This window comes from Actinomyces sp. HPA0247 (genome assembly GCA_000411415.1).
Classification (GTDB): Bacteria; Actinomycetota; Actinomycetes; order Actinomycetales; family Actinomycetaceae; genus Pauljensenia.
Map to the genome: position 1 here is coordinate 272,431 of KE150451.1, position 25,578 is coordinate 298,008.

The 25,578-nt window shown below is 67.2% G+C and carries 20 protein-coding genes and 2 tRNA genes; 6 read left to right on the top strand and 16 right to left on the bottom strand.

The window, feature by feature from the left end:
• Window positions 1-94: 94 nt before the first annotated feature.
• From HMPREF1478_RS06335 to gltX, 3 genes are all read right to left on the bottom strand, one after another.
• A tRNA-Glu gene (locus HMPREF1478_RS06335) sits at window positions 95-170 on the bottom strand.
• Window positions 171-197: 27 nt separating this feature from the next.
• Window positions 198-269: transfer RNA gene (locus HMPREF1478_RS06340), tRNA-Gln, on the bottom strand.
• A gap of 198 nt (window positions 270-467) precedes the next feature.
• Window positions 468-1,973, bottom strand: coding sequence for a glutamate--tRNA ligase (gltX, locus tag HMPREF1478_RS06345; protein WP_016461246.1), 1,506 nt, complete (start codon window positions 1,971-1,973; stop codon window positions 468-470).
• A gap of 144 nt (window positions 1,974-2,117) precedes the next feature.
• On the opposite strand from gltX, the gene HMPREF1478_RS06350 reads away from it, so the two are divergent.
• Window positions 2,118-3,290: a MalY/PatB family protein gene (locus HMPREF1478_RS06350; RefSeq protein ID WP_016461247.1), complete on the top strand. Its 1,173-nt coding sequence runs from the start codon at window positions 2,118-2,120 to the stop codon at window positions 3,288-3,290.
• Window positions 3,291-3,372: 82 nt separating this feature from the next.
• Here the strand turns inward: HMPREF1478_RS06350 and HMPREF1478_RS06355 are convergent, their stop codons facing one another.
• The 4 genes from HMPREF1478_RS06355 to HMPREF1478_RS06370 all read right to left on the bottom strand — a co-directional run bounded on the left by HMPREF1478_RS06355 (window position 3,373) and on the right by HMPREF1478_RS06370 (window position 8,081).
• Window positions 3,373-4,170 (bottom strand): purine-nucleoside phosphorylase, encoded by a 798-nt coding sequence (locus HMPREF1478_RS06355; RefSeq protein ID WP_016461248.1) that lies wholly within the window; start codon window positions 4,168-4,170, stop codon window positions 3,373-3,375.
• A complete protein-coding gene (locus HMPREF1478_RS06360) occupies window positions 4,167-5,612 on the bottom strand; it encodes a purine-cytosine permease family protein (RefSeq protein WP_083940088.1) in 1,446 nt (481 codons plus the stop codon). The genes HMPREF1478_RS06355 and HMPREF1478_RS06360 overlap by 4 nt, the downstream gene beginning before the upstream one ends.
• A gap of 103 nt (window positions 5,613-5,715) precedes the next feature.
• Complete coding sequence (locus tag HMPREF1478_RS06365; RefSeq protein WP_016461250.1) at window positions 5,716-6,483, bottom strand: fumarylacetoacetate hydrolase family protein; 768 nt, start codon at window positions 6,481-6,483, stop codon at window positions 5,716-5,718.
• Between the two features lie 113 nt (window positions 6,484-6,596).
• Window positions 6,597-8,081, bottom strand: coding sequence for an alanine/glycine:cation symporter family protein (locus HMPREF1478_RS06370; RefSeq protein WP_016461251.1), 1,485 nt, complete (start codon window positions 8,079-8,081; stop codon window positions 6,597-6,599).
• Between the two features lie 253 nt (window positions 8,082-8,334).
• On the opposite strand from HMPREF1478_RS06370, the gene HMPREF1478_RS06375 reads away from it, so the two are divergent.
• The gene (locus HMPREF1478_RS06375; RefSeq protein ID WP_016461253.1) at window positions 8,335-11,085 is read left to right on the top strand and encodes a DEAD/DEAH box helicase; all 2,751 of its coding nucleotides are present in this window, start codon (window positions 8,335-8,337) and stop codon (window positions 11,083-11,085) included.
• Window positions 11,086-11,203: 118 nt separating this feature from the next.
• Here HMPREF1478_RS06375 and HMPREF1478_RS06380 read toward each other — a convergent pair whose 3' ends face one another.
• The 4 genes from HMPREF1478_RS06380 to HMPREF1478_RS06395 form a co-directional block, all read right to left on the bottom strand.
• Window positions 11,204-11,632, bottom strand: coding sequence for a bleomycin resistance protein (locus tag HMPREF1478_RS06380; RefSeq protein WP_016461254.1), 429 nt, complete (start codon window positions 11,630-11,632; stop codon window positions 11,204-11,206).
• Between the two features lie 53 nt (window positions 11,633-11,685).
• Window positions 11,686-12,369, bottom strand: a complete 684-nt coding sequence (locus tag HMPREF1478_RS06385; RefSeq protein ID WP_016461255.1) for a Pr6Pr family membrane protein — start codon at window positions 12,367-12,369, stop codon at window positions 11,686-11,688.
• Window positions 12,370-12,734: 365 nt separating this feature from the next.
• The gene (gene ybaK / locus HMPREF1478_RS06390) at window positions 12,735-13,244 is read right to left on the bottom strand and encodes a Cys-tRNA(Pro) deacylase (RefSeq protein ID WP_016461256.1); all 510 of its coding nucleotides are present in this window, start codon (window positions 13,242-13,244) and stop codon (window positions 12,735-12,737) included.
• Between the two features lie 19 nt (window positions 13,245-13,263).
• On the bottom strand, window positions 13,264-13,653 hold the full coding sequence (locus HMPREF1478_RS06395; RefSeq protein WP_016461257.1) for a YccF domain-containing protein: 390 nt from the start codon (window positions 13,651-13,653) through the stop codon (window positions 13,264-13,266).
• A gap of 115 nt (window positions 13,654-13,768) precedes the next feature.
• Between HMPREF1478_RS06395 and HMPREF1478_RS06400 the strand changes: the two genes are divergently transcribed.
• A complete protein-coding gene (locus HMPREF1478_RS06400; protein ID WP_016461258.1) occupies window positions 13,769-14,467 on the top strand; it encodes a YggS family pyridoxal phosphate-dependent enzyme in 699 nt (232 codons plus the stop codon).
• A 47-nt stretch (window positions 14,468-14,514) separates the two neighbouring features.
• Window positions 14,515-15,135 (top strand): MarC family protein, encoded by a 621-nt coding sequence (locus HMPREF1478_RS06405; RefSeq protein WP_016461259.1) that lies wholly within the window; start codon window positions 14,515-14,517, stop codon window positions 15,133-15,135.
• 64 nt (window positions 15,136-15,199) lie between these two features.
• On the opposite strand, the gene lplAB is transcribed toward HMPREF1478_RS06405, so the two are convergent.
• Both lplAB and ilvD read right to left on the bottom strand, forming a co-directional pair.
• Window positions 15,200-16,249 (bottom strand): lipoate-protein ligase LplAB, encoded by a 1,050-nt coding sequence (lplAB, locus tag HMPREF1478_RS06410; RefSeq protein ID WP_034475464.1) that lies wholly within the window; start codon window positions 16,247-16,249, stop codon window positions 15,200-15,202.
• 23 nt (window positions 16,250-16,272) lie between these two features.
• On the bottom strand, window positions 16,273-18,120 hold the full coding sequence (ilvD, locus tag HMPREF1478_RS06415; RefSeq protein ID WP_016461261.1) for a dihydroxy-acid dehydratase: 1,848 nt from the start codon (window positions 18,118-18,120) through the stop codon (window positions 16,273-16,275).
• Window positions 18,121-18,442: 322 nt separating this feature from the next.
• On the opposite strand from ilvD, the gene HMPREF1478_RS06420 reads away from it, so the two are divergent.
• Entirely contained in the window at window positions 18,443-19,636 is a 1,194-nt protein-coding gene (locus HMPREF1478_RS06420; protein ID WP_016461262.1) for a cobalamin-independent methionine synthase II family protein, read from the top strand.
• Window positions 19,637-19,933: 297 nt separating this feature from the next.
• Window positions 19,934-20,626 (top strand): type 1 glutamine amidotransferase, encoded by a 693-nt coding sequence (locus HMPREF1478_RS06425; protein WP_016461263.1) that lies wholly within the window; start codon window positions 19,934-19,936, stop codon window positions 20,624-20,626.
• Between the two features lie 215 nt (window positions 20,627-20,841).
• Here the strand turns inward: HMPREF1478_RS06425 and manA are convergent, their stop codons facing one another.
• The 3 genes from manA to HMPREF1478_RS06440 all read right to left on the bottom strand — a co-directional run bounded on the left by manA (window position 20,842) and on the right by HMPREF1478_RS06440 (window position 25,502).
• Complete coding sequence (gene manA / locus HMPREF1478_RS06430) at window positions 20,842-22,059, bottom strand: mannose-6-phosphate isomerase, class I (protein WP_016461264.1); 1,218 nt, start codon at window positions 22,057-22,059, stop codon at window positions 20,842-20,844.
• Between the two features lie 81 nt (window positions 22,060-22,140).
• Window positions 22,141-23,904, bottom strand: coding sequence for a thiol reductant ABC exporter subunit CydC (gene cydC, locus HMPREF1478_RS06435; protein ID WP_016461265.1), 1,764 nt, complete (start codon window positions 23,902-23,904; stop codon window positions 22,141-22,143).
• Window positions 23,901-25,502, bottom strand: a complete 1,602-nt coding sequence (locus HMPREF1478_RS06440) for an ABC transporter ATP-binding protein/permease (RefSeq protein ID WP_016461266.1) — start codon at window positions 25,500-25,502, stop codon at window positions 23,901-23,903. Before HMPREF1478_RS06440 ends, cydC begins: the two co-directional genes overlap by 4 nt.
• Window positions 25,503-25,578: the final 76 nt, after the last annotated feature.

Genomic DNA, 25,578 nt, shown 5'->3' on the forward strand with positions numbered 1-25,578 from the left:
GCAACGGTTCCGAAACTTTTCTGCAAAGGACAAGACAAAACGCGGACCGTGTGGTTAACAAAAAACCTCGCCACCGCGATGGTGACGAGGTCATTGGTACCCCCAGCCGGATTTGAACCGGCGTTAACGCCGTGAGAGGGCGTCGTCCTAGGCCGCTAGACGATGGGGGCCTTCACTGAAACTTTCGTTTCAGATCGCTGGGGTACCAGGACTCGAACCTAGAATGGCTGAACCAGAATCAGCTGTGTTGCCAATTACACCATACCCCATTGGGTATCACCTGCTTCGTTTTCACGTCGCTGGCGACAGGAGATAACTGTAGCGGACCGAGGCCCCCATGCCAAATCGAAGGCCAGTGGTCCCGATCACCCATGCGCCACTCCCCCACGACCGAGCCTCCTCCACGCACGACGAAGCCCCGGCCTCGTCCCAGAAAAAGGAGACGAGGCCGGGGCCGAGCTCAGCGATCAGGCCAGGGAGGCGCGCAGGGAGCGCAGGCGGGCCAGCGAGGACTGCCGACCCAGGATCTCCATGGACTCGAACAACGGCGGAGAGACCTGGCGTCCGGTCACGGCGACGCGCAGCGGGCCGAAGGCCAGGCGGGGCTTCACGCCCATCTCATCGACGATGCGAGCGCGCAGGGACTCCTCCAGCGAGGTGGTCGTGAACTCGCTCAGGCCCTCGACGGTCTCGATGGCGGCGTCCAGAACCTCCGCTGCGTTGTCCTTGAGCTTGGAGACGGCCTTCTCGTCCATCTCCAGCGCGTCGTCAGCAACGAAGAGGAAGCCAAGCATGCCGGAGGCCTCACCGAGCACCTGGATGCGCGTCTGGATCAGCGGGGCGGCCTCGGTGAGGATCTCGCGCTCACGATCGGTCAGCGCCTCGAAGGAGTCAGCCGACACCAGCTCGTCGCGATGCAGGAAGGGAACCAGGCGACCGCGGAAGTCCTCGCCGTCCAGCAGACGAATGTGCTCGGCGTTAATGGCGATGGCCTTCTTCTGATCGAAACGCGCCGGGTTCGGGTTCACGTCCGAGATGTCGAACGCCTGGGCCATCTCCTCCATGGAGAAAATGTCGCGGTCCGGGGCGATCGACCAGCCCAGGAGGGCCAGGTAGTTGTTGAGACCCTCGGGGATCATGCCGGCGGCCTTGTGCAGCAGCAGGTTCGACTCGGGGTCGCGCTTGGAGAGCTTCTTGTTCCCCTCGCCCATGACGTAGGGCAGGTGACCGAAGCGCGGCATGAACTTCGCGACACCGATCGCCTCGAGGGCGCGGTAGAGGACGATCTGGCGAGGCGTCGAGGAGAGCAGGTCCTCGCCGCGCAGCACGTGGGTGATCTCCATGAGCGCGTCGTCGATGGGGTTGACCAGCGTGTAGAGCGGGTGGCCGTTGGCGCGCACGATCACATAGTCCGGCACGGAGCCAGCCTTGAAGGTGATCTCGCCGCGGATCAGGTCCGTGAACGTAATGTCCTCGTCGGGCATGCGCAGACGCAGGACCGGCTTGCGGCCCTCGGCGCGGTAGGCGGCGATCTGCTCCTGTGTCAGGTCACGGTCGAAGCCGTCGTAGCCGAGCTTCGGGTCCTCGCCCTTGGCGCGGTGGCGTTCCTCGATCTCCTCGGGGGTCGAGTAGGACTCGTAGGCATAGCCGGCCTCGAGCAGGCGCGCGGCCACGTCACGGTAGATGTCCATGCGCTCGCTCTGGCGGTAGGGGCCGTGCGGGCCGCCCTTTCCGATACCCTCGTCCCAGTCGAGGCCCAGCCACTGCAGGGACTCGATGATCTGGTCGAAGGACTCCTGGGAGTCGCGGGCGGCATCCGTGTCTTCGATACGGAAGACGAAGGTTCCTCCCGTGTGGCGGGCGTATGCCCAGTTGAACAGGCACGTACGGACCATGCCGACGTGAGGGGTTCCTGTGGGCGAGGGGCAGAAGCGGACGCGAACGTCGGCACCGGTGGCAGTTGTTTCACTCATGATTCCTCCATCCTACTCCAGCGGTGGCTGTTGCATTTGCTTGATGGGTGGGCGTGCTGCGACGCGTGGTGGGAGCGCGGATACCCTGGTTGTATCACCAGGATCGGCGCGCGCCGCATCCACCGACTCTTCCAGGAGGACACAGTGTCCGTTCGACTCTTTTCCGACTCCCACCTCTACCGCACCGGTTCCCTGAAGTGGACGGGCATCACGACTGCGAGCGGTGAACCGACGATCGGCGCGTGGGTGGCGGAGATGGACTTCGGGACGGCGCCGGAGGTCGCCGATGCGATGAAGGGAGCGATCGACGACGGTTTGCTCGGGTACCAGCCGACCTGGCTGGAGCCGCGCCTGGCTGGGGCGACCGCCGAGTTCCAGAAGCGTCGCTTCGGCTGGGATGTGGACGCATCGCAGGTGCGCCTCGTGGCCTCGGTCCTGCCCGCGCTCGAGGCGACGATCGATCACCTGGTGCGCCCGGGCGCCCCGATCATTGTGCCCACGCCCGCCTACATGCCTTTCCTGACGATTCCGGGCAAGTTCGACCACCCCGTCATCGAGGTTCCTTCCCTGCGCGGCACGCGCGCCGGGGGCCGCGGGTGGGCGCTCGACTTGGAGGGGATCCGCGCCGGGCTTGAGGCCGGGGCCGGCCTGGTCATCCTGTGCAACCCGTGGAACCCGGTCGGCCGCGTCCTGCGCGAGGACGAGCTGCGCGCCCTGCACGACGTGGTCGCCGACTACGACGCCCTCGTGTTCTCCGACGAGATCCACTCCTCCCTGGTGCTGGATGAGCGGGTTCCCTTCGTTTCCTACGCCTCTCTCGGCCCCTCGTTTGCCTCCCACACGGTGACCGCGACCGCCGCGTCGAAGGGCTGGAACATCGCGGGTCTGCCCTCCGCTCAGGTCATCCTGCCCGACGAGGCGCTGCGGCAGCGCTGGGACGTGTTCGCCGCCGACGTGCGCCACGACGCCAACGTCATCGGCACGCTCGGCGCCATCGCCGCCTACGAGCACGGCGACGCCTGGCAGCGCGAGGTCAAGGACCTGATCCGCTCGAACGTGGATCTGGTCGAGCGCGCTCTGGCCGACACCCCGATCGACTTCGTGCGCCCCGAGGGCACGTACCTGACATGGTGGGGATTCGAAGGCGTGGACCTTGGCCCCCTCTCCCCCGCCGCGACGCTGCGCGAACGCGCCCACATCGCCGCCAACGAGGGCCGCACCCTCGGCGCGGACTACGCCTCGTGGGCGCGCATCAACCTGGCGTGCGCCCCCGACGTGGCCTCGCGGATCGTGGAGCGTGTCCTCGGCCTGCTCTAAGCGCCTTCTACACGAAACGAGGCCGTGGCCGGGAACGGTGGTTACCCACCTCCCGGCCACGGCCTCGTCTGTTCTTGCGCGTTCAGGCTGTCAGGGCCGCCTCGATGCCCGCAACCACGGTCTGGCGGGCGGCAGACGCCGCCTCAACGACGGCGGTCGGATCCGTGGGCGCATCGGCGAACGACAGGTCGGAGACGACCGACATTCCGGCGACGCGCACGCCCAGGGCGTGCAGAGTGATCGCCTCCATGACGGTCGACATGCCCACGCAGTCCACGCCGAGGCCCGCGAGGATCCGGGTCTCGGCCATCGTCTGGTACTCGGGGCCGCGCAGGATCGCGTAGATGCCCTCACGTTGACACACCCCGCGCAGCGCATCCGTCATCTGAGCGTCCCACACGGCCGACACGTCCAGGAACAGCGGCCCGTCGAAGGGCGAGGCACCGCTAAAGTTCACGTGGTCGGTGATCGCCATGACGTCACCGAGATTCCAGTCTTTCAGGCAGCCGTTCGCGTTCGTGAGAACCGCGCGGCTGATCCCGGCAGCAACCGCGGCGCGGGCCAGGGCCGTGACGGGACGAGGTCCCAGCCCCTCGTAGAGGTGCGTGCGGCCCGTGGCCACGAGGACCACTCCCTTACGCGCCTCATAGGCGCGCAGCTCGCTGCCGTGACCGTCCGCGACCGGAGCGACGACTCCGGGGACCTCTCCCAGGGGAACAGATGCAACGGGCGCATCCCAGGCCTCGTCGAGGGCGCCCGCCAGGCCGGACCCGAGGACAACGAGCGCGTCGGGGCGTCCCGCAAGCCCGGTGAGTACCCGGGCGCCGGCCAGGGCCTCGTCGTCCAAGAGAGCCTGGGGGAAGCGCGGGTCGACGCTCACTGCTCGCCTTCTTCCACGCCCTCCGCGTACGTGCGCGAGGGCAGCTTCTCCTGCGCGCGCACACGGCCCGCGCTGGTCACCCAGTAGCCGACGAAGCCGACGACCATCGCCAGGAGGATGCCGATGTTGGCGCCCGCCCAGTCACCCTCGCGGCCGCCGAGGGGCCCGAGGAGGTAGCCCTGCCAGGACAGCCAGGAGGCGTTCGCGTTCACGACGAGGCCCCAGCCCACGAGCGAGCCGACAATCAGGGAGGCGACCGCACCCCAGTTCACCGAGCCGTAGCGACCCGACGGCGTGAAGAGCGAGGGCTCGTCGTAGTTCTTGCGGCGCAGCGCGATGTCCGCGAGCATGACGCCGCCCCACGCGGCGATGACGACGCCCAGGGTCGTGAGGAACGCCGTGAAGGGGGTCAGGAAGGAGTCCGCGAAGAACACAACGACGATCGTGCCAACCGTCATGATCGTGCCGTCGATGGCGGTGGCGACCGGACGCGAGACGGGCACGCCCGTGGCCAGCAGCGACAGGCCCGAGGAATAGATGTCCATGACGATGCCGCCAATCAGGCCCAGGATCGCAACCAGAGCAAAGGGCACGAGGAACCAGGTGGGCAACAGCGTCGTGAGCGCGCCAATCGGGTCATTACCGATGGCCTCGGAGAGGGACTCATCGGCCGAGCCAACCAGGAGGATGCCGAAGAAGACGAGGACGACCGTGGGCAGCGCCGCGCCCACCGTCGTCCAGCCGACCACGCCCCGCGTCGAAGCAGCGCGCGGCAGGTAACGCGAGTAGTCCGCAGCCGCATTAATCCAGCCGAAGCCGAAGCCCACGAGGAGCATGCAGCCCGCGCCAAGCACCGCGGTCAGCGGCGCGGACGGACGCGAGGAGAGGACCGCAAAGTCAATCGTCGGCGCGACCAGCACCAGGTAGACGATCGTCAGGGCTGCGGTGGCCCAGGTGATCCACGTCTGGACCTTCATGATCGCCTCAAAACCGAGGATGCCCGAACCCGCCGCCAGGACGACGACGAGGATCAGCGCGATGATCTGGGCGACGACGTGATTCGTGAAGCCGAGCGCTCCCATGACCGTGGCGGTCGCCTGGACGGCCATGATCGCCAGGAAGGTCTCCCAGCCGACCGTCAGGATCCACGAGATCGCCGCGGAAATCCGGTTGCCGTTGAAGCCGAAGGCCGCGCGCGACAGGACCAGCGTCGGGGCAGAGCCGCGCTTGCCGGCGATGGCAATGAGGCCACACACGACGAACGAGAGCGCAACACCCACGACGGACACGACGATCGCCTGGGCGAGGGAGAGCCCGAACCCGAGGACCCACGAGCCCCACGAAATACCCAGGACCGAAATATTCGCAGCGAACCACGGCATGAACAGGTCAGAAGGTTTTCCCTTGCGATCGGATTCGGGGATGACGTCCAGGCCGGCCATTTCGACGGCCAGAGCGCCCGATGACTGGGGTTCGCTCACAGTGTGCTCCTATGCGACGGAGATATTGTCAGAACGACGTAATCCTATCACACAGGTCACACGATCAGGCTCGGACGACAGGATTCGTCAGACTTCCAATGCCCTCGATCTCAATCTCGACTCGGTCGCCAGCCTGAACGAGGCCTGCACCCGCAGGCGCGCCCGTCGCGATCACGTCGCCGGGCAGCAGCGTCATCTGTCGGGACACGTAGGACACCAGCTCGAAGGGGTTCCAGATCATGTGCGCCGTCGAGGAGTCCTGAGCGATCTCTCCGTTCAGATAGGAGCGCAGCGCCAGGTTGGTGACATCCAGGTTGGGGTCGACCGTGATCCACGGGCCCAGCGGGCACGCCGAGTCGAAGGACTTGCCGCGCGACCAGGGACCGCCCGTCATCGCATCGCGGGCGGTCGCATCGTTGGCGATCGTGTAACCGAGGATCACCTGCGGCGCGTCCTCCACGCTCACGTCCTTCGCCAGAGACTTGATGACAATCGCGAGCTCGCCCTCGAAGGCCACCTTGCTCGACCAGGCGGGGATCGCGATCGGATCATCGGGGCCCACGACCGACGTGTTGGCCTTCAGGAAGATCGGCGGCTCGGGGCGTTCATCCGCCGAAATCTGGGTATCCGAGTAGTTGTCGCCGATGCCCACGACCTTGGAGCGCGGGATCACCGGGGAGAGCAGGCGGACCTCGTCCAGCTCGTAGATCTGGCCGGAAGGCTCCACGGGCGAGAACAGCGGGTCACCCTTGAGCCCCACGATCCTCGTCGAGCCCTCCTCGAGGGCGCCGTACACCGGGTTCGTACCATCGGAAAAACGTGCGATTCTCATGGCGGTAGCCTAACGCAGCCGCGCGAGCGTTGCGCCAAGCAGCGCCGACAGAAACAACGCCGGGTGCGCGACACGAGATGTGACGGCGCACCCGGCGAGGTGGTCAGCGGGAATTACTTCTTCTTGTGCTTGGGACGCTTCCAGACGCTGCCGGGAACGTCACCGGGCAGCAGCGGGTTCTTCTCGCCCACGAAGACGGGCTCCTCGATGCCGCCTCGACGCTGAGTCTCGTAGTCGCGCAGCGCGCCGAGCACCCAGCGGGAGAGGAAGACCAGGGCGACCAGGTTCGTGATCGTCATGACCGCCATCGCGATGTCGACGGCGTTCCACACGACGTCCAGGGTCAGCAACGCGCCGATCGTCGCAGAGAGCACGCACACGACGCGCACGGTCCACGTCGCCCAGCGGGCGTCACCGAAGACGAAGGACATGTTCGTGTCGGAGTAGACGTAGGCGGCGATGATCGAGGAGTAGGCCAGGACGAAGATGAGGATCGCCATGGGGACGATCGTCCAGGCGCCAAGCTCGTGGGCCACAGCCAGGGTCGTCAGGTTGGAGGGGTTCACATCCGCACTGCCCCACACCTTCTCGCCTGCGATGAGGATGACAAAGGCGGTCGCGGTGCACACCACGATGGTGTCGATGAAGACACCCAGGGACTGGATGAGGCCCTGACGCACCGGGTGGGATACGGTCGCGGTCGCCGCAGCGTTGGGAGCGGTGCCCTGCCCGGCCTCGTTGGAGAAGAGGCCGCGCTTGGTACCGTTGATCATCGCGGCGATGATGCCGCCGCCCAGGCCGCCGACGGTCGCGTCCGCGGAGAAGGCGGAGGTGAAGATCTGACCCAGCACGGCACCGAACTGCGTGATGTTCATGAGGCAGACGATGGCAACCATAATGACGTAGACGGTCGCCATGATCGGGGCCATCCACTCGGTGACGCGGGCGACAGTGCGAATACCACCGAAGATGACCATCGCGGAGAAAACGAAGATGAGGCCTGCGACCGTGAGCTGCGCGGCCGAGAAGCCACCCGCGCCAGGCAGAGGCTGCTTGGCTGCCTCACCGAAGGCGCTCGTGAGCGTGCCCGCGATCGCGTTGGACTGCACGGACGTGATGACGACGCCGCAGGTCACGACGGTAATGACGGCGAAGATGTTGGCCAGAACGCGGTTCTTCATGCCGCGCTTGATGTAGTAGGCCGGGCCGCCGCGGAAGGAACCGTCGGAGTGCTTGACCTTGAAAATCTGGGCCAGCGTCGCCTCGAAGAACGCGGTCGCCATGCCAACCAGGGCCACAACCCACATCCAGAAGATCGCGCCCGGACCGCCAAACATGAGCGCCGCAGCCACGCCGAACACGTTGCCGATACCCACGCGCGCGGCCAGCGAGATCGCGAAGGCCTGGAAGGAGGAGATACCGCCGTCGGCACCCTTGCGCGAGCCGAGGACCGTGCGCACCATCTCCGGGAAGAGGCGCAGCTGCACGCCGCGAGAGACGACCGTCAGGACGAGGCCCACGCCGATCAGGATGACAATCGTCAGGTGCATCGTGATCCAGTCAGCGATCTCCTTTTCGATCACAGCTATCTGTTCCACAGGAACCTCCCGGGGTGTCAATGGGCGAGGCCGTGGATGGGTCGCGGGGCCTCGCGCGCTTCGCGGGCCGCACCCGCTCGTTGTCATGGGACCCGTTCATCTTGCCACAGGGCTTCGCGCCCGGCAGACGACGTCTCGCCACACGCCCACCCGCGCGTCTGCGCCTGACTGGCCCCGGCCTCGTCGATGAGCTGCGGGAAGGGCCCGGCGGCGCGGGGACGCAGACGTGGGCACACTCTGGGACAATGGGAGCATGAGCGCGACTTTGAACGAGATCCTGGACGACCTGGAGGACGAGGGCCGTCTGGGCGACGACGATGCCCTGTACGAGGCCTTCGTGTCTTGGGCCGAGGGCACCGGGCGTCCGCTCTACCCCCACCAGGAGGAGGCCCTGGTCGAGATCCTGGCGGGCAACCACGTGATCGCGGCGACCCCCACTGGGTCGGGCAAGTCGATGATCGCGCTCGCCGCGCACTTTACGTCGATGGCGCATGGGGGCCGCTCCTACTACACGGCGCCCCTGAAGGCCCTGGTGTCAGAGAAATTCTTTGACCTGGTGTCCCTGTTCGGCGCGGACAACGTCGGCATGGTGACCGGCGACGTGTCCCTGAATGCCGACGCGCCCATTATCTGCTGCACGGCCGAGATCCTGGCCAATCAGTCGCTGCGCGAGGGGCCCACGCTGGACGCGGACATGATCGTCATGGACGAGTTCCACTTCTACGGGGACCGTCAGCGCGGCTGGGCCTGGCAGGTGCCGCTCCTGGAGCTGAGGGCCCCACAGGTGGTGGCGATGAGCGCGACGCTGGGCGACACGACGCGTTTCGAGCGCGCATGGAAGGAGCGCACCGGGCGCGACGTGTCCCTTATCGACGACGCGGAGCGTCCCGTGCCCCTCGAGTTCGAGTACGTCGTGGACCGCCTGCCCGACACGGTGGAGCGACTGCTGGGCGAGGGCCGCTGGCCGGTCTACATCGTGCATTTCTCCCAGCGTGACGCCGTGGCGACCGCGCAGTCCTTTGACCGTTCCTCGCTGATTTCGCCCGAGCAGAAGAAGGCGATTGCCGCGCAGCTGGCGGGTGTGTCGTTTACGAAGGGTTTCGGGCAGACCCTCAAGTCGCTGCTCGCGCAGGGCATCGGCGTGCATCACGCGGGCATGCTGCCACGCTACCGCCGCCTCGTCGAGCGTCTCACCCAGGCGGGCCTGCTGCCGATCGTGTGCGGCACGGACACTCTGGGGGTGGGCATCAACGTGCCGATTCGCACGGTGCTGATGACGTCGCTCGTGAAGTACGACGGTCGGCGCATGCGCCACGTGAGCGCGCGCGAGTTCCACCAAATCGCGGGGCGCGCTGGACGCGCCGGCTTCGACACGGTCGGTTTCGTACGTGTCCTGGCCCCCGAGCACGAGGTGGACGCCGCCCGTGAGCGCGCACGCCTGAGCGCCGCACAGGAGGCCGCACGCGACGCCCGCGAGGCCAAGCGCGCCGCCAAGAAGTCCGCGAAGAAGCGCAAGGGCCCGGGCGAGGGCGAAATCTCGTGGACACGCTCGACGTTCGAGCGCCTCGTGGACGCGGCTCCCGAGCAGCTCACAAGCCGCTTCGAGATGACGCACGCGATGGTCCTCAATGTCCTAGCCGGTGCGCCCGCGGCCGGGCGCGACCCGGGCGAGCACCTCGTGTGGCTGGCGCGCAACAACGACGATCCGCCCACGGATCGCAACCCGCACCTGCGCCGCCTGGGCGAGATCTACACGTCGATGAAGCAGGCGGGCGTCGTCGAGCACGTGTCTTCCGCCGAGGCCTCGGCGTCGGGTGAGCCTCGCCTGCGCGCGGCCACCGACCTGCCGGATGACTTCGCGCTCAACCAGCCGCTCTCCCCCTTCGCACTGGCGGCGCTCGAGCTACTGGACCCGGAGTCCCCGACCTTCGCCCTCGACGTCGTTTCGGTCATCGAGTCGGTCCTGGAGGATCCGCGCCCGCTCCTGTTCGCGCAGGAGAAGGCGGCACGCGCCGAGGCCGTGGCCGCGATGAAGGCGCAGGGCATGGAGTACGACGAGCGCATGGCCGCCCTGGAGGAAGTGACGTGGCCGCGCCCGCTGGCCGATCTGCTGGGGGACGCGTTCGCGGTGTACCTGCACGCGAACCCGTGGATCGAGGATCAGGAGATTTCCCCGAAGTCGGTCGTGCGCGAGATGATCGAAAACGCGCTGACGTTCACGGGGATCGTGGGCCGCTACGACGTGGGCCGCTCCGAGGGCATCGTGTTGCGCTACCTGACGGACGCGTACCGCGCGCTGCGCCAGATCGTGCCGGACGAGCTGATGACGGACGAGCTGCGTTCAATCATTGCGTGGCTGTCGGCGCTGATCCGCGCGGTTGACTCCTCGTTGCTGGACGAGTGGGAGGCCATGTCCACAGGCCAGGCCCTACCCGCGTCCGAGGGCGACGGCACGGAGGGCGCGGAGCTGGCGTTTGGCGCGCGGGAGGACGGGACCGTTCCCTTCAGCGCGAACCGTCACGCGTTCCGCACGGCAATCCGTGGCGCGTTGTTCGAGCGCGTGGAGGCGATGAGCCGCGACAACGTCGAGGCCTTGGCGCGTCTGGACGAGGCCTCGCGCACCCCGGTGGTCGCACCGTGGGGCGAGGACGAATGGGACGCGGTGCTCGAGCGCTACTGGGCGGAGCACGAGTGGATCGGTATCGACCAGCGTGCGCGCGCCCTGTCGCTGTGCTCCCTGAACGAGGCCCCGACCCGCGAGGACGTGCTGGAGCTGGCCCCCGCTGTGGTTTCCTCTGATTTCGAGCGCGCCCAGGTGGCGCGCATCGAGGCGATCGCGGACGCGGTCGATCAGGCTGCGGCCGGTACGTTCTGGCTGGCCACGCAGACCCTGTTCGACTCGGAGGAGGACATGGACTGGCGCATCGTCACCCTCGTGGACGTGCCAGCCTCGGACGAGGCGAACCGCGTCGCCCTGGCGACGGTCACCGTCGGGGCGCGGTAAGTCCCTCCGGCTTCTAGGCGCAGCTGGGACGTCACGGGCCACCACGGCCTCGTTGATGTGGCAATTCGGATGAGTCGGGTAGGAGCGACGCCGAAAGCCGTGCTCACCGCCGTCCGAGTTATCCTCGCCGCGTGGGCCTCTCGCCGATTTCCTGCTGGAGCCGCACAAGGTATCCGTCGGGGTCCTGGATGAGGAACTGCCGGACGCCGATCTCTACATCGCCCGCCCGGTACCACTTCTCCTCGGGTTCGACGAAGATCGGCCACCCTGCCTCGGCCATGCGGTGCCATGCACTGTCCAGCTCTTCGGTCTGAACCTCGAGGTTGATCCCGCGACCAAGCGGGCGCTCAAGAGGACCGGTTGCCCACATCCTCCCGCGGTCGATCTGGTCGAGCATCAGGTGCGCGTTACCCAGGACGAGGTAGCCGAATCCTTCCTCAGGCCGCTCGTAGCGGAGGGAAAAACCGACGAGGTCGCACCAAAAACGGCGCGACGCCTCGTAATCGGTGACGGTAAGTTCAGGAACAAGCCCGGGTTCACTGATCATAGCCCCACTCTAGCGGCCTCGGACGAGACCGCGTCCGCGAGATGCACAGACCGTCAGCGCCGGGAGGCCTTGCGAATCAGCCAGTCCGCGCCCGCGAAGAGCGCCATGAAGAGCAGGGCGCCAATCAGGATCGCCACGATGTTGATCGCGACCTGCGTGTAGCCGATGCGCCACACGTTCACGAAGCCGTAGGGGTACTGGTGCGTGAAGGAGCCTCGCACGAGCGTGTACGCCACCCACGCGACCGGGATCAGCAGGGCGCGCCCCAGCGTTGCCCACGTGATGCCGCCGCGCGGCCCCGCGAGCGCGGCCGTACCCACGAAGGCGGCCGGGACGACGATGTGCTGCAGCGGGTTCGTGACGAGCGCGAAGCCGGAGAGGACCTCGTAGGGGCCAATCAGCGTCGCGTAGACGATGGCCGTCACGGTGATCATCATGAGCGCGCACAGGTGCACGGCCCTCCCCCACGCCCCGACGCGGCCTCGGCGCGCGAGGAGGGTCGAGATGATCGCAACCATGATGTTGGACAGCTCGGTGAAGTAGGACAGGCAATTGATGAGGCGCTCGGGAGCACCCGCCCAGCCGTGAGCGGCGCCCGCGAAGAGCCCCTCCTCGACGTAGGTCGGCGCAGCGTAGCCATCAAAGGCCGTAATGATGAGGGTGGCAGCGACGCCCGCCCACGCGAGGGCGGCAACCACCCAGTAGGCGGCGCACCCGCGGCGGCTTAGTTCAGTCATAGTCATCGTCTTCGATGATGGCACAGCGGAAAAACGCAGTCACGGTAAGGGCGCAAGTATCCCACGACCCGGGCATCCCACTAGCTCCCGGGCATCCCGCTTCCACCCCCTCATTTCCGCATGCAATTCATTATTCGGATCGGCCTTGAGAGCTCAGAAACCGCATGATTTCAACACCTCTCCTTCAAACACTGAAGGAACGGCCGGGGAATTACGTGCGAAATTTGGGGGGCGCGGGAGTATCGGCGGCTGGGACGAAGACCCCGGCAGGAGCGTAGGACAGCGACGAAAACAGGACGAGGCCGGGGCGGGCCGGGCGAAAACACGGAACGAGACCGGGGCTGCCCGCGCGGAACGAGGCCGGGTCAGACCTGTGCGAGGTCCGTGACCTCCGCGTCCGTCAGTTCCACGAGGTCGAGGGGGCTCAGTTCGACGCTGAGGCCTCGGCGCCCGCCCGAGACGATCATGGTCTCGTGGTCCAGGCACGCCGAGTCGATGAACAGACGGTGCGAGGTGGTCTGCCCGAGCGGGCTGATGCCGCCCACGACGTAGCCGGTGCGGCGCTGGGCGACGGCCGGGTCAGCCATGGCGGCGCTCTTCGCGCCGGCTGCCTTGGCGATCAGCTTCATGGACAGGTGAGCCAGAGCGGGCACGCAACCGACGACGAACTCACCGGAGGGCTCCAGGCGCACCATGAGCGTCTTAAAGGCCTGGGTGGGGTCGATCCCCAGCTTCTCGACGGTCTCCTCGCCGAACGCCCGGGCGGCCGGGTCGTGCTCGTACTCGTGAACGGTAAAAGCAACGCCGGCCGCTGTGAGCGCCTCGATGGCGCGGGTGGGGCCACCGCCGTGATCCTTGCTGTGTTTACGAGCCATGACCCCAGTGTAGGACGCGTCAGAGGATGGACGCAGTCGGGTCGTCGATGACGACCTTGCCGAAGGGGAAGCAGGTGATCGGGATCATCTTGAGGTTGGCGATGGCCAGCGGGATGCCGACGATCGTCACGGCCTGTGCGGCGGCGGTGGTCACGTGCCCGATGGCCAGCCACAGGCCCGCAACCAGGAACCACACGATATTCATGAGGGCCGATCCGGCACCCGCACTGGGCTGGTCGACGACGCGCTTACCGAAGGGCCACAGCACGTATCCGGCGATACGGAAGCAGGCCACGCCGGCGGGGATCGTGACAATGAAGATGCAGGCGACGACACCCGCGAGGAGGTAGCCCAGGAAGAGCGGGAGTCCTCCGAAGAAGAACCAGATGATGTTGAGTAGGGTACGCATGGCGTGTCCTTTCGTTGATCTGTGAACATACTAGTCTGACACGCCGCGCCGCTCAGATGCCCCTGAGTCGCCCCTGATTAACCCCTGATAGCGCCTGCCCGTCTACCATGAGGGTATGAGCATTCCCGAGGCCATCGCCGCTGCCCGCGACCGCATCGACCGCGCGACGTCCGCGTGCGGTCGCACCGATTCGGTGCACCTGGAGCTGGCAGTCAAGACGCGCACGCCCGAGGAATGCCGCGAAGCCGCCGCCGCCCTGAGCGAGGCGGGCCTGCCCGTCCTGCTCGGCCACAACCGCGTCCAGGAGGCACGTGCGACGGTGGACGCAATCCGCGAGGTGCCCGGCGCGCGCATCCACCTGATCGGGCCTCTACAGTCCAACAAGATCAACCATGCGCTGGCCTGCGTGGACGCGATCGAGTCGCTAGACTCCCCCGCCCTGGCCTCGAAGATCGACGCGCGCGCGACCGGCACACTCCCCGTGTTCGTCGAGGTGAACGTCTCGGGCGAGGCCACGAAGCACGGCTGCGCCCGCGCCGACGTTTCCGAGTTAATCGACGCGGTCGAGGCCTCGGCCCACCTACAGCTCGCGGGCTTCATGACGGTGGGCCTGAACTCCCCCGTCGAGGCCGACGTGCGCGCCGCCTACGCGCAGCTGCGCGACATCAGGGACGAGGCCGCCGCGCGCCTGGGCATCGAAGAGTCCGACCTGGCGCTATCGATGGGTATGAGCCGCGACCTGGAATGGGCCATCGCCGAGGGGGCGACGATCGTGCGCCTGGGAACGGCCATTTTCGGCGCTCGCCGCGTCTGAGCAGACCGCTCGTTCGCGCGAGCACATCGCCGACTAGGATTGTCCGCATGATGACTGTTCTCGCTGGAATGTCCGCCGCGATCCTGGCGCTCGCCCCGATCACCAATCCGATCGGTGGTCTCGCGGCGTTTGCAGGACTCACCGCAGGCAATGCTCCGGCCGCGGTGCGCTCGCAGGCGTGGAAGACCGGCATGTACGTGTTCGCCATCCTGACGGTGTTCGCGGTCAGTGGCTCGCTCATCATGCGTTTCTTCGGCTTCGACCTGCCTTCCCTGCAGATCGCGGGTGGCCTGGTCGTCGCGCACTCGGGTTTCTCGATGCTGGAAAACAAGCGCCGTGCCACCCACGAGGAGGCTCAGCACGCGACCTCGAAACCGGACGTGTCCTTCTCCCCCATGGCGCTCCCCCTCATCGCGGGGCCCGGCTCGATCGGCGTAGTCATCGCGCTGGCCGCCCGCAACACGGCCATCGGTTTTCATGTCGGCATCGTCCTGGGAATCGCGGTGACAGCCGCCGTCATCGCGCTGCTGCTGCGCTACGGCACGCCCTGGATCGACAAGCAGGGTGCCACCGGCGTCGGCGCGATCGTGCGCATCATGGGCTTCCTGATCCTCGTCATCGGCGTCGAGCTCATCATCCACGGGGTGCGCGCGCTCCAGCTCTTCTAAGCGCAAACCCGCCCCGGCCTCGTCGAAACGACACCGGAGCGGGCAGACACGACAACGGGAGCGCTCAGGGGATGCGGTGCACCCACTCCTCGCGCGCGAACTTCGTCTCGCAGCGCTGGCGTGCGACCTCGAGATCCGCCTCGGTGATGGTGCCGACCGTGGCGTTGTACTTCTCCTTGAAGTGGTCGAAGAACGCCTGGAGGATCTCCTCGCGGGGAAGACCGGTCTGGGAGCGCATGGGGTCCACGCGCTTGACGGCGCTGCGGGTGCCCTTGTCGCGGATCTTCTCCATGCCGATGCGCAGGACCTCATTCATCTTGATGGCGTCGATGTCGTAGGCCATGGTCACGTGGTGGACCATGTAGCCATTCGCCCAGCGCTTCTGCGCGGCGCCGCCGATCTTTCCGAACTCGGAGGCGATGTCGTTGAGCGGCACGTACTTAGCCTTGATGCCCAGCTTTTCGAGGACCTCCATCACCCACTGATCGAGGTACGGGTAGGCCTGCTCGAAGCTCATTCCCTCCACGAGGGCGGTGGGGATGACGAGCGAGTAGGTGATGCAGTTGCCGGGCTCCATGAACATGGCGCCGCCGCCGGTAACGCGCCGCGACACGGTGATGCCGTAGCGCTCCACGCCGTCCTGCTGGATTTCGTTTTGGTAGGACTGGAAGGAGCCGATGACGACCTGCGGGCCGTTCCATTCCCACAGGCGCATGAAGGGCTTGCGGCGCCCCGCGGCCACGTCCTCGACCAGGGTCTCATCCATAGCGACGTTGATCATCGGGTCGACGACGGGGCCGTGGATGACGTCGAAGTCGATGTCGTCCCACGACAGGGCGGCGCCCAGCGCGCGGCGTACGGCGATGCCGACGGCCTCGGGGGTCACCCCCATGAGGGTGTCGCCTTCGTCGAGGGCGCCCTCCACGCGCGCGGCCAGGTCCTTGGCGCTCGACGAGGCCGGGGCCCCTTCGAGGGACGCGGTGATCCGGGTGAGCGCGTCGTCGGGGTCGAGGAAGAAGTCGCCGGACACGCTTACGCGCGCGAGGCGATCCTCCTCCACGTCGGTGTCGACGATGACGAGCTTTCCTCCGGGGACTTTGTACTCTCCATGCATGCCCACGATTGTAGGCGCTCCGCTCACGCCCAGTCGGGCAGGACGCGCACGCCGCCCTTGTCGGCGGACGCCGCGAGCATGCCGTAGACGCGTAGCGCGTCGGAGACCTTGCGGGCGCGAGGCTTGGAGGGCTTCCACGGCGCGGCACCCTTTTCGGCGCGGCGGCGCTCGAGCTCCTCGTCGCTCACATTCGCGCGCAGGACGCGGTTGTTGACGTCGATTTCGATCTCGTCGCCGGTGCGCACGAGGCCGATCGCGCCGCCGGCCGCAGCCTCGGGCGAGATGTGACCGAGGGAGATGCCGGAGGTGCCGCCGGAGAAGCGTCCGTCGGTGATGAGCGCGCACTTCTTGCCCAGGCCCAGGCCCTTGAGGTAGGAGGTCGGGTAGAGCATTTCCTGCATGCCGGGGCCGCCCTTGGGGCCCTCGTACAAGATGACGACGACGTCGCCTTCCTTCACCTGCTTGCTGAGGATGGCCTCGACGGCTTCCTCCTGGGATTCGACGACGAAGGCCTTGCCGACGAAGTGGAAGAGGGACTCGTCGATGCCGGCGGACTTGATGATCGCGCCGTTGGCGGCGATGTTGCCGTAGAGGACCGCGAGGCCGCCATCCTTCGTGTAGGCGTGCTCGACGGAGCGGATGCAGCCGGCCTCGGAGTCGGTGTCGAGGGACTCGAAGAGGTTGGCGGTCGAGAAGGCCTGGGTGGTGCGCACGCCGCCGGGGGCGGCGAGGAAGCGGTGCTTGGCCTCGTCGGTGGCGCGCCCGCTGCGCACGTCCCACGCGCCCAGCCAGTTCTCCAGGTTGTCGGAGTGGACGGAGTGGACGTCGCGGTGGAGCAGGCCCGCACGGTCGAGCTCGCCGAGCAGGGCGGGAATGCCGCCGGCGCGGTGGACGTGCTCGATGTGGTAGGTCGTGGAGTTGGGGGCGACCTTGCACAGGCAGGGCACGCGGCGCGAGATCGCGTCGATGTCGTCGAGCGTGAAGTCGACGCCGGCCTCGTTGGCGATGGCGAGGATGTGCAGGACGGTGTTGGTGGAGCCACCCATGGCCACGTCCAGGCTCATGGCGTTCTCGAAGGCTTCCTTGGTGGCGATGGAGCGCGGTAGGACCGAGTCGTCCTCGTTGTCGTAGTAGGCGCGGCACATGTCGACGATGCGCGTGCCGGCCTCGGTGAAGAGCTTCTTGCGTTCGATCTGGGTGGCCAGGGTGGTGCCGTTGCCGGGCAGGGCCAGGCCGATGGCCTCGTTGAGGCAGTTCATGGAGTTCGCGGTGAACATGCCGGCGCAGGAGCCGCAGGTGGGGCACGCGTTGGCTTCGATGCTGGCGAGCTGGTTGTCGCTGACGGAGTCGTCGACGGCCATGACCATGGCGTCGATGAGGTCGAGGCGGTGTTCGACGACGCCCTCGACGGCGGCGCCGGATTCCATGGGGCCGCCCGAGACGAAGATGGTGGGGATGTTCAGGCGCATGGCGGCCAGGAGCATGCCGGGGGTGATCTTGTCGCAGTTGGAGATGCACACGAGGGCGTCGGCGCGGTGCGCGTTGACCATGGTTTCGACGCAGTCGGCGATGAGGTCGCGGCTGGGCAGGGAGTAGAGCATGCCGTCGTGGCCCATGGCGATGCCGTCGTCGACGGCGATCGTGTTGAATTCCTTGGCGACGCCGCCGGCTGCTTCGATGGCTCCGGCGACGAGGTCGCCCATGTTCTTCAGGTGCACGTGGCCGGGGACGAACTGGGTGTAGGAGTTGGCGATGGCGATGATCGGCTTGCCGAAGTCGCCGTCCTTCATGCCGGTGGCGCGCCACAGGGCGCGAGCTCCGGCCATGTTGCGGCCTTGGGTGGATGTTGCCGAGCGCAGCGGGCGACTCATGATGTGCCTTTCTTTTGCCTTGTAATGACTCAACAGTAGGAGCGTGAGCGTCGCGTTTCCGTGCGGGTTTCGTCTCATGGACGAGGCCGGGGCTGGGTGGGGGTGGTTTTTGCGCGGTATTCCGGGGGCTGTAGCGAGTGGATCGCCGTGTCAGTGGGTGGACGCTTGTGAGCGTGATTGCAAGGAAAACGCAAGGGGTGCGTGCGTGAATTAGCATCTTGCCAGATGAGTGGTTGATCGCATTGGTCACGGTGTGGACATTCGGCCTCGTTCTCGACGCGCGAAACGTAGGCTGAGGGCACAGTGAAGAGAAAGGACTGCGATGACCATTCGCACCACTCATGTTGGTTCCCTGCCCCGTACCCCCGAGCTGCTCAAGGCGAACGCCGCGCACCGCGAGGGTTCCCTGAGCGATGCTGATTTCACCTCTGTGCTGCAGGCCGAGGTTGATGGCGTTGTGAAGCGTCAGGCTGAGATTGGCCTGGATATCGTCAACGACGGCGAGTATGGCCACGCGATGCTCGACACGGTTGATTACGGCGCGTGGTGGACGTATTCCTTCTCGCGTTTCGGCGGTCTGTCCTTTGAGGACGTGCAGCGTTTCGATGTGCGTCCCCCAGCTGGCCGCGATGGTCGTCTGTCTTTCTCGTCGTTTGCTGAGCGCCGCGACTGGCAGCGTTTCGCGGACGCGTACGCGGATCCGGATTCGGGTATTCACATTGCGAACCGCAACCCGATTGCGTTCCCGACGATTACGGGTGAGCTGACCTACATCGGCGCCGAGGCCGTGGAGCGCGATATCGCGGGCGTGAAGCACGCGCTGGAGGCTGTGGGCAAGCCCGTGTCGGATGGTTTCGTGGCGGCGATTTCGCCGGGTTCGGCGGCTCGCGTGGCTAACGCGTTCTACGAGGATGACGAGGCCGTGGTGTGGGCGTGCGCGGATGTGCTGCGCGAGGAGTACAAGCGCATTACGGACGCGGGCCTGACGGTGCAGATTGACGCGCCGGATATCGCGGAGGGCTGGGATCAGATGAACCCGGAGCCGTCCGTCGAGGATTACCGCGCGTTCTCTCGCGTGCGTATCGACGCGCTGAACCACGCGCTGGAGGGCATTGACCCGTCTCTGGTGCGTTTCCACGTGTGCTGGGGTTCGTGGCACGGCCCGCACACGACGGATATTGCGTTCAAGGACATCGTGGATCTGGCCCTGCTGGTCAACGCGAATGGCCTGACGTTTGAGGCGGCGAATGCTCGCCACGCGCACGAGTGGACGATCTGGCGCGACATCGAACTGCCCGAGGGCAAGTACCTGATCCCGGGCGTGGTGTCGCACTCGACGAACGTTGTGGAGCACCCGGAGCTGGTGGCTCAGCGTATCCGCCAGTTCGCGGACATTGTGGGCGATGAGCGTGTCGTGGCGTCGACGGACTGCGGCCTGGGCGGCCGCATCTACCCGTCGATCGCGTGGGCGAAGCTGGAGGCTCTTGCCGCGGGCGCTCGTCTCGCATCGAAGTGATCGCCTGATTGCTGGCTTGGGGCGCGCGGGGTGGATGAGGATCCACCCCGCGCGCTTTTCCCAGGGTTTTCTCAGCCAAAGCTCCCAGTTCTTTGAGCTTGGCGTCACACAATGGATTGTGTGTTGCAGCCCCCGCTTCCGGGTCGGCTCGCCGCGGTGGGGATCGCACGCCGCGTCGGGGTCCGGGATTGGGGGCTGCGGCGCGTTTGGGGTCGTGCCCCTCAATGCGAGCGCCAGCTGTTCACGTTCTTTAAGGGCCGATAGGTACCGGCGCGTGATCGCGCCTACAATTGGTGTATGAACATCCTCGTGATTCAAAACGACCCGATCGTTCCGGTGGGTCAGCTGTCCGCCTTCCTCGGCGGTCACGAGGTGGTGCGCGCCTGGGAGGACCCGCAGCGCCTCCAGGACCTGGCGGCCGCTCCCCTGCCGGATGCCCTCATCCTGCTGGGTGGCCGGGCGAACGCCTACGACGACGAGGCCTGGCCGTGGCTGGAAGCCGAACGCGAGCTGCTGCGCCGCTGCGTCGCCGCACACATCCGTGTGCTCGGCATTTGCCTGGGTGCCCAGCTGATCGCCGCGACCTTCGGCGGGCGAGTGAGCGTCGCAGACCCAGCGGGCCCCGAATACGGCGTTATTCCCCTGACGTGGGGCACAAACGACCAGGCGGGCGGCGGTGGAGCCGTCCCCCTGCGCATGGCCCTGGCCTCGACCCACACGGTCTTCGCCGACCATGGTGACGCCATCGTGGAGCTCCCCCACGGCGCGCGCGAGTGGGCGCGCTCGGACAAGTACACGCAGATCTTCTCCTACGGCACCGCCCTGGGCGTCCAATTCCACCCGGAGGTCACGCGTGAGACCGCGACCGTGTGGGCTGTGAACAACGAGGACGTTGACACCGAGGACATCGTGGCCGGATACGACGCCCACGAGGGCGAGCTGGCATCCACCTGCAAGACCCTGGCCGACTGGGTCTGCGGCGTCTTCTAAGGCGCAAACAGAATCGCAGTGCGGGCACCCCCACGCGGTACCCACACTGCGATTGACAATCGGGCCTCGTCGCAGCGAGCGGAGATGAGGCCCGGCTTCTATTTTAGAGGAAAAAGCCGCAGCTACAAGGCTTTTCCAGGAACCAAGACCACCACGTGGGACGACTTGACAACGTTCCCATTCACAGCCTCGTCACGGCGCGCGACGCACCCCGGTCAGGGGGCCGCGACCTGCACGAACGATCCGGTGCCGTACGCCCACACGCGGCGCTCAGCGGCCGAGATGAACACGGCCTGGCCGCGGCTCAGTTCCACGCTGTCCCCGCCCTGCTCCTCGCTCACGTGCAGGGTGACCGACCCGGAGGTCGCGATGACGATGCGCGGGCCCTCCCCGGGCACGGCGACCTCGTCCACGCGGGAGGTGTGCTTTCCGGGGGCCAGCGTCGTCACCGACAGCTCGAACTCCTGGGCGGGCGCCAGGAAACGGTCCGTCGTCGCCGAGGGGTGCTCGGGTGCCACGCGCACGGGCGGCAGCGCCGAAAACTCGGTGATCTCCACGAGCTGGGCGGAGTCCACGTACTTACCGGTCAGGCCCGCGCGCACGACGTTGTCGGAGGAGGCCATGACCTCGATACCCAGGCCCGACTGGTAGGCGTGAATCTGGCGCGGCGGAATGTAGACGGCCTCGCCCGGGCGCAGGGACACCGGGTTCATGAGGAAGGCGACGATGATGCCCGGGTCGCCCGGGTGCTTCTCCCCCAGGACGCTCACGAGCTCGTCGGTGCGCGGGGATGGGGACGTGCCCGACGCGAGGCGTGAGCGGCACGCGGCCACGAACTCTTCGACGCGTTCGGGGGTCGCCGGGGAGTCCTCGTCGAACAGCCACGTGGCCAGGGAGCGCAGGCCCCCACGCACAGTGGACAGCTTGAGGCGGTGACGCAGGCGGTCCGCGAGCTCGCCCTCCAAGCCGACGAGGAGCTGGCGTGCCTTGCGCGGCACGCGGAAACCGACGAGCGCGCTGAACTCGGTGAGCGCGTAGATCATCTCGGGCTTGTGGTTCATGTCCCGGTAGACGCGGCGCGTGTCGGTACGCTCAATCCCCAGGACCTCCTCGCGCAGGTAGCCTTCGCGCGCGATCTCCTTCGTCGGATGCACCTGCAGGCTCAGGGTCTGCGCGGGGGCGATGATTTTCGCCAGGTACGGCAGGGTCGGCCCGAAGGCGTAGAGCAGGCCTCCGCCGAGCGCTCGCTTGGGGTCCTCGCCGATGTGCTCGGCGAGCGTGTGTCCATCCGTCAGCAGCGTCGGTCCGTCCGGGTGGGCGCCGAACCACACCTCGGACACCGGGTCGTCCCCGGCGGCGGCCCCCAGGAACTCGGGGATCGCGTTCGTGGAGCCCCACGCGTCAGCTTTCGTCCAGCCGATCAGTCTTTCCATAGGTTGAATCCTATCGGTAACGGGTGCGCACAGACACGGGGGACGAGGCCGTGGCCCCTCCTCCGCGCGCGCGTGCTTGTGTCAGGAGCTGGGTTGATCGGCGGTTTCGCGCGCCTCGAGGGCGGTGAGTGCTCCGCCGCGTGCACGGAGCTCGGCGTAGGTGCCGGTCTCCACGACGCGGCCCGCGTCCATGACGATGATCTGGTCGGCGTCGCGCACGGCGCTGATGCGGTGGGCAATCTCGACGATGGTGCGTCCCTGCGCGACGCGCGCGATCCCCTCACGCACGCGCGCCTCGGTGGCCGGGTCGACCTGGCTCGTGGCCTCGTCAAAGACGTAGATCGGGGCGTCGCGCAGGAGGGCGCGAGCCAGGGCCAGGCGCTGACGCTGGCCGCCCGAGAGGCGCTCGCCCATGTCGCCGACGACCGTGTCCAGGCCGTCCTTTTCCGTAGCCAGCCAGTCGGTGAGGTCCACAGCCGCGAGCGCGGATTCGAGGTCCTTCTCGGTGGCGTCGGGTGCGGCGAGCAGCAGGTTGGCGCGCAGCGTGTCGTTGAAGAGGTAGGGACGCTGGGGCGCGGAGGCGACCGTGGCGCGCAGGTCGTGCAGGGACACCTCGGCCACGTTCGTGCCGCCGATGGTGACGATGCCCGAGGCCGGGTCCCACGTGCGGGTCAGCAGCGAGGCCAGCGTCGACTTGCCCGAGCCGGAGGCACCCACGATGGCGGTGCGCTTCCCGGCGGGGATGTGGATGCTCACGCCGTCCAACACCGTGGGGGCGGGCGCGGGCGCGTCCTCGTTCGTCGGGTAGGCGAAGGTCACGTCGGTAATTTCGATATCGCCCGGGGTCAGGGGCTTGGGATCGGCCGGGTCTGCGACGACGGGCGCGCGGTCGGTGATCGCGAAGACGCGAGCGGCCGAGGCGAAGGCCTGATCGAGGTCCGCGGCGAACTCCTCGACCGCGAGGACCGGGCCGAAGGAACCCATGGCGATGCCGAGGGCAAGGCCCGCCTGGGGCAGCGTCAGTGTTTCGGCGAGCACGTTCGAGCCCGCGACCATGGCAACCGTGACGATACCGAGGGCGACCGCAGCCTGGTTGAGGCCTCGGCGCAGCGCGATCCAGCGGCCCTGGGTACCAAGACCCGAGGAGATGCGCTCCTCGATGGCGCTCATCTCGGCCTCGCGGCGATCCTGCGCCCCAAAGGCGAGGACCTCGCGCACGCCCTGCACCGAGTCGGTCACATGGGCGGCAATCGCGCCCCGGGCCTCGCGCAGCTCACGCGCCGCACGGGCAGTGGAGCCAGAACCCAGGAAGGGAATGACCGCGCCGACGATCAAGAGGAAGGGCACCAACACGGAGGCCAGCGTCCAGGATACCGCGGTGCCCATCCACACGACCGACAGGATCGGGACGATGATCGCAGTGGTGACGGGGGCGAGCGTGTGCGCGAAGAAGACCTCGACGCGGTCGATATCCTTCGTCACGCGGTTCATGATGTCGCCCGAATCCAGGCGATCCGTGCCCGCGGGAGCCTGGGGCTCGAGCTGGTCGTAGAAGTAGTTGCGCAGCATCGCCAGACTGTGGAAGGCCACGAAGTGGCCGGCGAACTGCTCGAGGTAGCGGGCCAGGCCCTTCAGCAAGCTCAGGCCAATGGCGCAGACAATGATCAGCGCGATGCTCCAGGCACTCTCCCCCGAGGCGAGGCCGGCGACGGCCCAGCCGCCCAGGGCGAACAGGGCGATGCCGATCATGAGGAAGACGATGCGGGCGGCGATAGAGGCCGCGAGGGGCGGCAAGACGCGCCGCGTGATCGACAGGAGTCGAAGAGACAGTTGCCTGCGGGTCATCGGATCGTTCCTTCCTGCAGGGTCGCGACGCGGTCGGCGCCCTTGATGGTGGCGTCTCGGTGAGAGATCGTCAGGGTCGTGCGCCCGGCACACACGGTCTCGAGGGACGCGAGGATCTCGCGCTCGGAGGCCAGGTCCACGTGGGCGGTGGGCTCATCCAGGATCATGATCGACGCATTCTTCAGGAAGGCCCGGGCGATCGCGATGCGCTGGGCCTCGCCGCCGGACACAGCCAGGCCTCGGGCACCCACGCGGGCGTCGAGGCCACCGGGCAGCGACTTAAAGAATTCGCCGAGGTGGGCGGCGCGCAGGGCCTCGATGAGCTGATCGTCCGTGGCCGCGGGGGCGGCCAGGAGCAGATTGTCGCGCAGCGTGCCGGAGAACAGGTAGGTGGTCTGCTCGACGACCGCGCTCTGGGCGCGCACCCACGACAGCGGCGCTGTGGCCAGGTCGACGCCGTTGAGGCTCACGCGGCCTCGCGTGGGACGCAGGAAGCCCTGCAGCAGCGCCGAGATCGTGGACTTTCCAGCACCCGAGGGGCCCGCGAGCGCGACGTGCTCACCCTGGGTGAGGGTCAGGTTCGCGCCCTGCAGGACCGGGGTGTCCTCGGTGTAGGAGAAGGACACACCGCTGAGGCGGATCTCGCCGCGCTGGGGCGGGATCGCCGGGGCCTTGACACCCTTGGCGTCCGTGACCGGCGGGGTCTGCTTGATGAACTTCTTGATCTCCTTGTTGGCCGCGATGCCGCCCATGCCGATGTAGAAGAACTGGCCGATGCGGTCCAGCGGGTCGAGCATGATCGAGGAGAGGAGCACGAGGGAGATGCCCTCGCCGACGCTGATCGCGCCCTGCTGGTAGCGGATGAGAGCCAGGGCGATCGCGCCGGTGATCATGCCGAGGGAAAAGACGGAGTCGATGACGAGGAGGATCAGCTGGTTGCCGGCCAGATAGCTCATGACCTTTGAGCGGACTTCCTCGGCGGCCTCGGCAAGGCGCTGACCCATGTCCTTGCCGGCGTTCATGAGGGCCAGGTCGCCCAGGCCCTGGATGGCGTCGAGTTCCTTGGCAGCGAGCTGGCGCGAGGAATGCCGGTAGCGCGAGGACACCGGCTTGAAGGCCTTGCGGAAGCCCATGACGCAGATCGGGACCAGCGGGATCGCGATCGCGAGAAAGCCGCCCGAGGCCGGGTCGATCGTGAGGGCGATGACGATGACGACGAGGATCGGGGTCGTCAGCGACGCAATCATGGGGGCCAGGAAGGTGCCCTTGTAGGCGGCGACGCGCTCGACGCCGTCGGTGGCGGAGTTGACGACGCGGCCCGCACGCTCGTTGGTGCGCTGCGAGGGACCCAGGGCGAAGACCTGACGGATCATCGAGTGACGCAGCGCGGGCTCCATCTGGTTCATCTGGGAGGCCCCCAGTGCACTGACCGCCCACGCGAACGCGCCCGATCCGAGAGCGCCGAGCACGGCGATCCACCACGTCGACCAGGCATGCCCATTGACAACACTGTCGATACCCCAGCCGATCGCCAGGTAGGCAGCAGCCAGGCAGAGAGCCGCTGCCCACGAGCAGACGACCACGATCGCGCGTTTCATTGTTCTCCTATCAACATGACGCACACGAGTACACAACCAAGGATAGCCTTAGTTAGGTTCTGACACCAGTGTCACG

Coding starts and splice junctions, on each gene's coding strand:
- HMPREF1478_RS06395 (WP_016461257.1), bottom strand. CDS start 13,653: ATGCGTACCCTACTCAACATCATCTGGTTCTTCTTCGGAGGACTCCCG.
- lplAB (WP_034475464.1), bottom strand. CDS start 16,249: ATGCATGGAGAGTACAAAGTCCCCGGAGGAAAGCTCGTCATCGTCGAC.
- cydC (WP_016461265.1), bottom strand. CDS start 23,904: ATGACCCGCAGGCAACTGTCTCTTCGACTCCTGTCGATCACGCGGCGC.
- HMPREF1478_RS06385 (WP_016461255.1), bottom strand. CDS start 12,369: ATGACTGAACTAAGCCGCCGCGGGTGCGCCGCCTACTGGGTGGTTGCC.
- HMPREF1478_RS06405 (WP_016461259.1), top strand. CDS start 14,515: ATGATGACTGTTCTCGCTGGAATGTCCGCCGCGATCCTGGCGCTCGCC.
- HMPREF1478_RS06440 (WP_016461266.1), bottom strand. CDS start 25,502: ATGAAACGCGCGATCGTGGTCGTCTGCTCGTGGGCAGCGGCTCTCTGC.
- HMPREF1478_RS06400 (WP_016461258.1), top strand. CDS start 13,769: ATGAGCATTCCCGAGGCCATCGCCGCTGCCCGCGACCGCATCGACCGC.
- HMPREF1478_RS06420 (WP_016461262.1), top strand. CDS start 18,443: ATGACCATTCGCACCACTCATGTTGGTTCCCTGCCCCGTACCCCCGAG.
- HMPREF1478_RS06360 (WP_083940088.1), bottom strand. CDS start 5,612: ATGGCCGGCCTGGACGTCATCCCCGAATCCGATCGCAAGGGAAAACCT.
- HMPREF1478_RS06375 (WP_016461253.1), top strand. CDS start 8,335: ATGAGCGCGACTTTGAACGAGATCCTGGACGACCTGGAGGACGAGGGC.
- ilvD (WP_016461261.1), bottom strand. CDS start 18,120: ATGAGTCGCCCGCTGCGCTCGGCAACATCCACCCAAGGCCGCAACATG.
- manA (WP_016461264.1), bottom strand. CDS start 22,059: ATGGAAAGACTGATCGGCTGGACGAAAGCTGACGCGTGGGGCTCCACG.
- gltX (WP_016461246.1), bottom strand. CDS start 1,973: ATGAGTGAAACAACTGCCACCGGTGCCGACGTTCGCGTCCGCTTCTGC.
- HMPREF1478_RS06380 (WP_016461254.1), bottom strand. CDS start 11,632: ATGATCAGTGAACCCGGGCTTGTTCCTGAACTTACCGTCACCGATTAC.
- ybaK (WP_016461256.1), bottom strand. CDS start 13,244: ATGGCTCGTAAACACAGCAAGGATCACGGCGGTGGCCCCACCCGCGCC.
- HMPREF1478_RS06425 (WP_016461263.1), top strand. CDS start 19,934: ATGAACATCCTCGTGATTCAAAACGACCCGATCGTTCCGGTGGGTCAG.
- HMPREF1478_RS06365 (WP_016461250.1), bottom strand. CDS start 6,483: ATGAGAATCGCACGTTTTTCCGATGGTACGAACCCGGTGTACGGCGCC.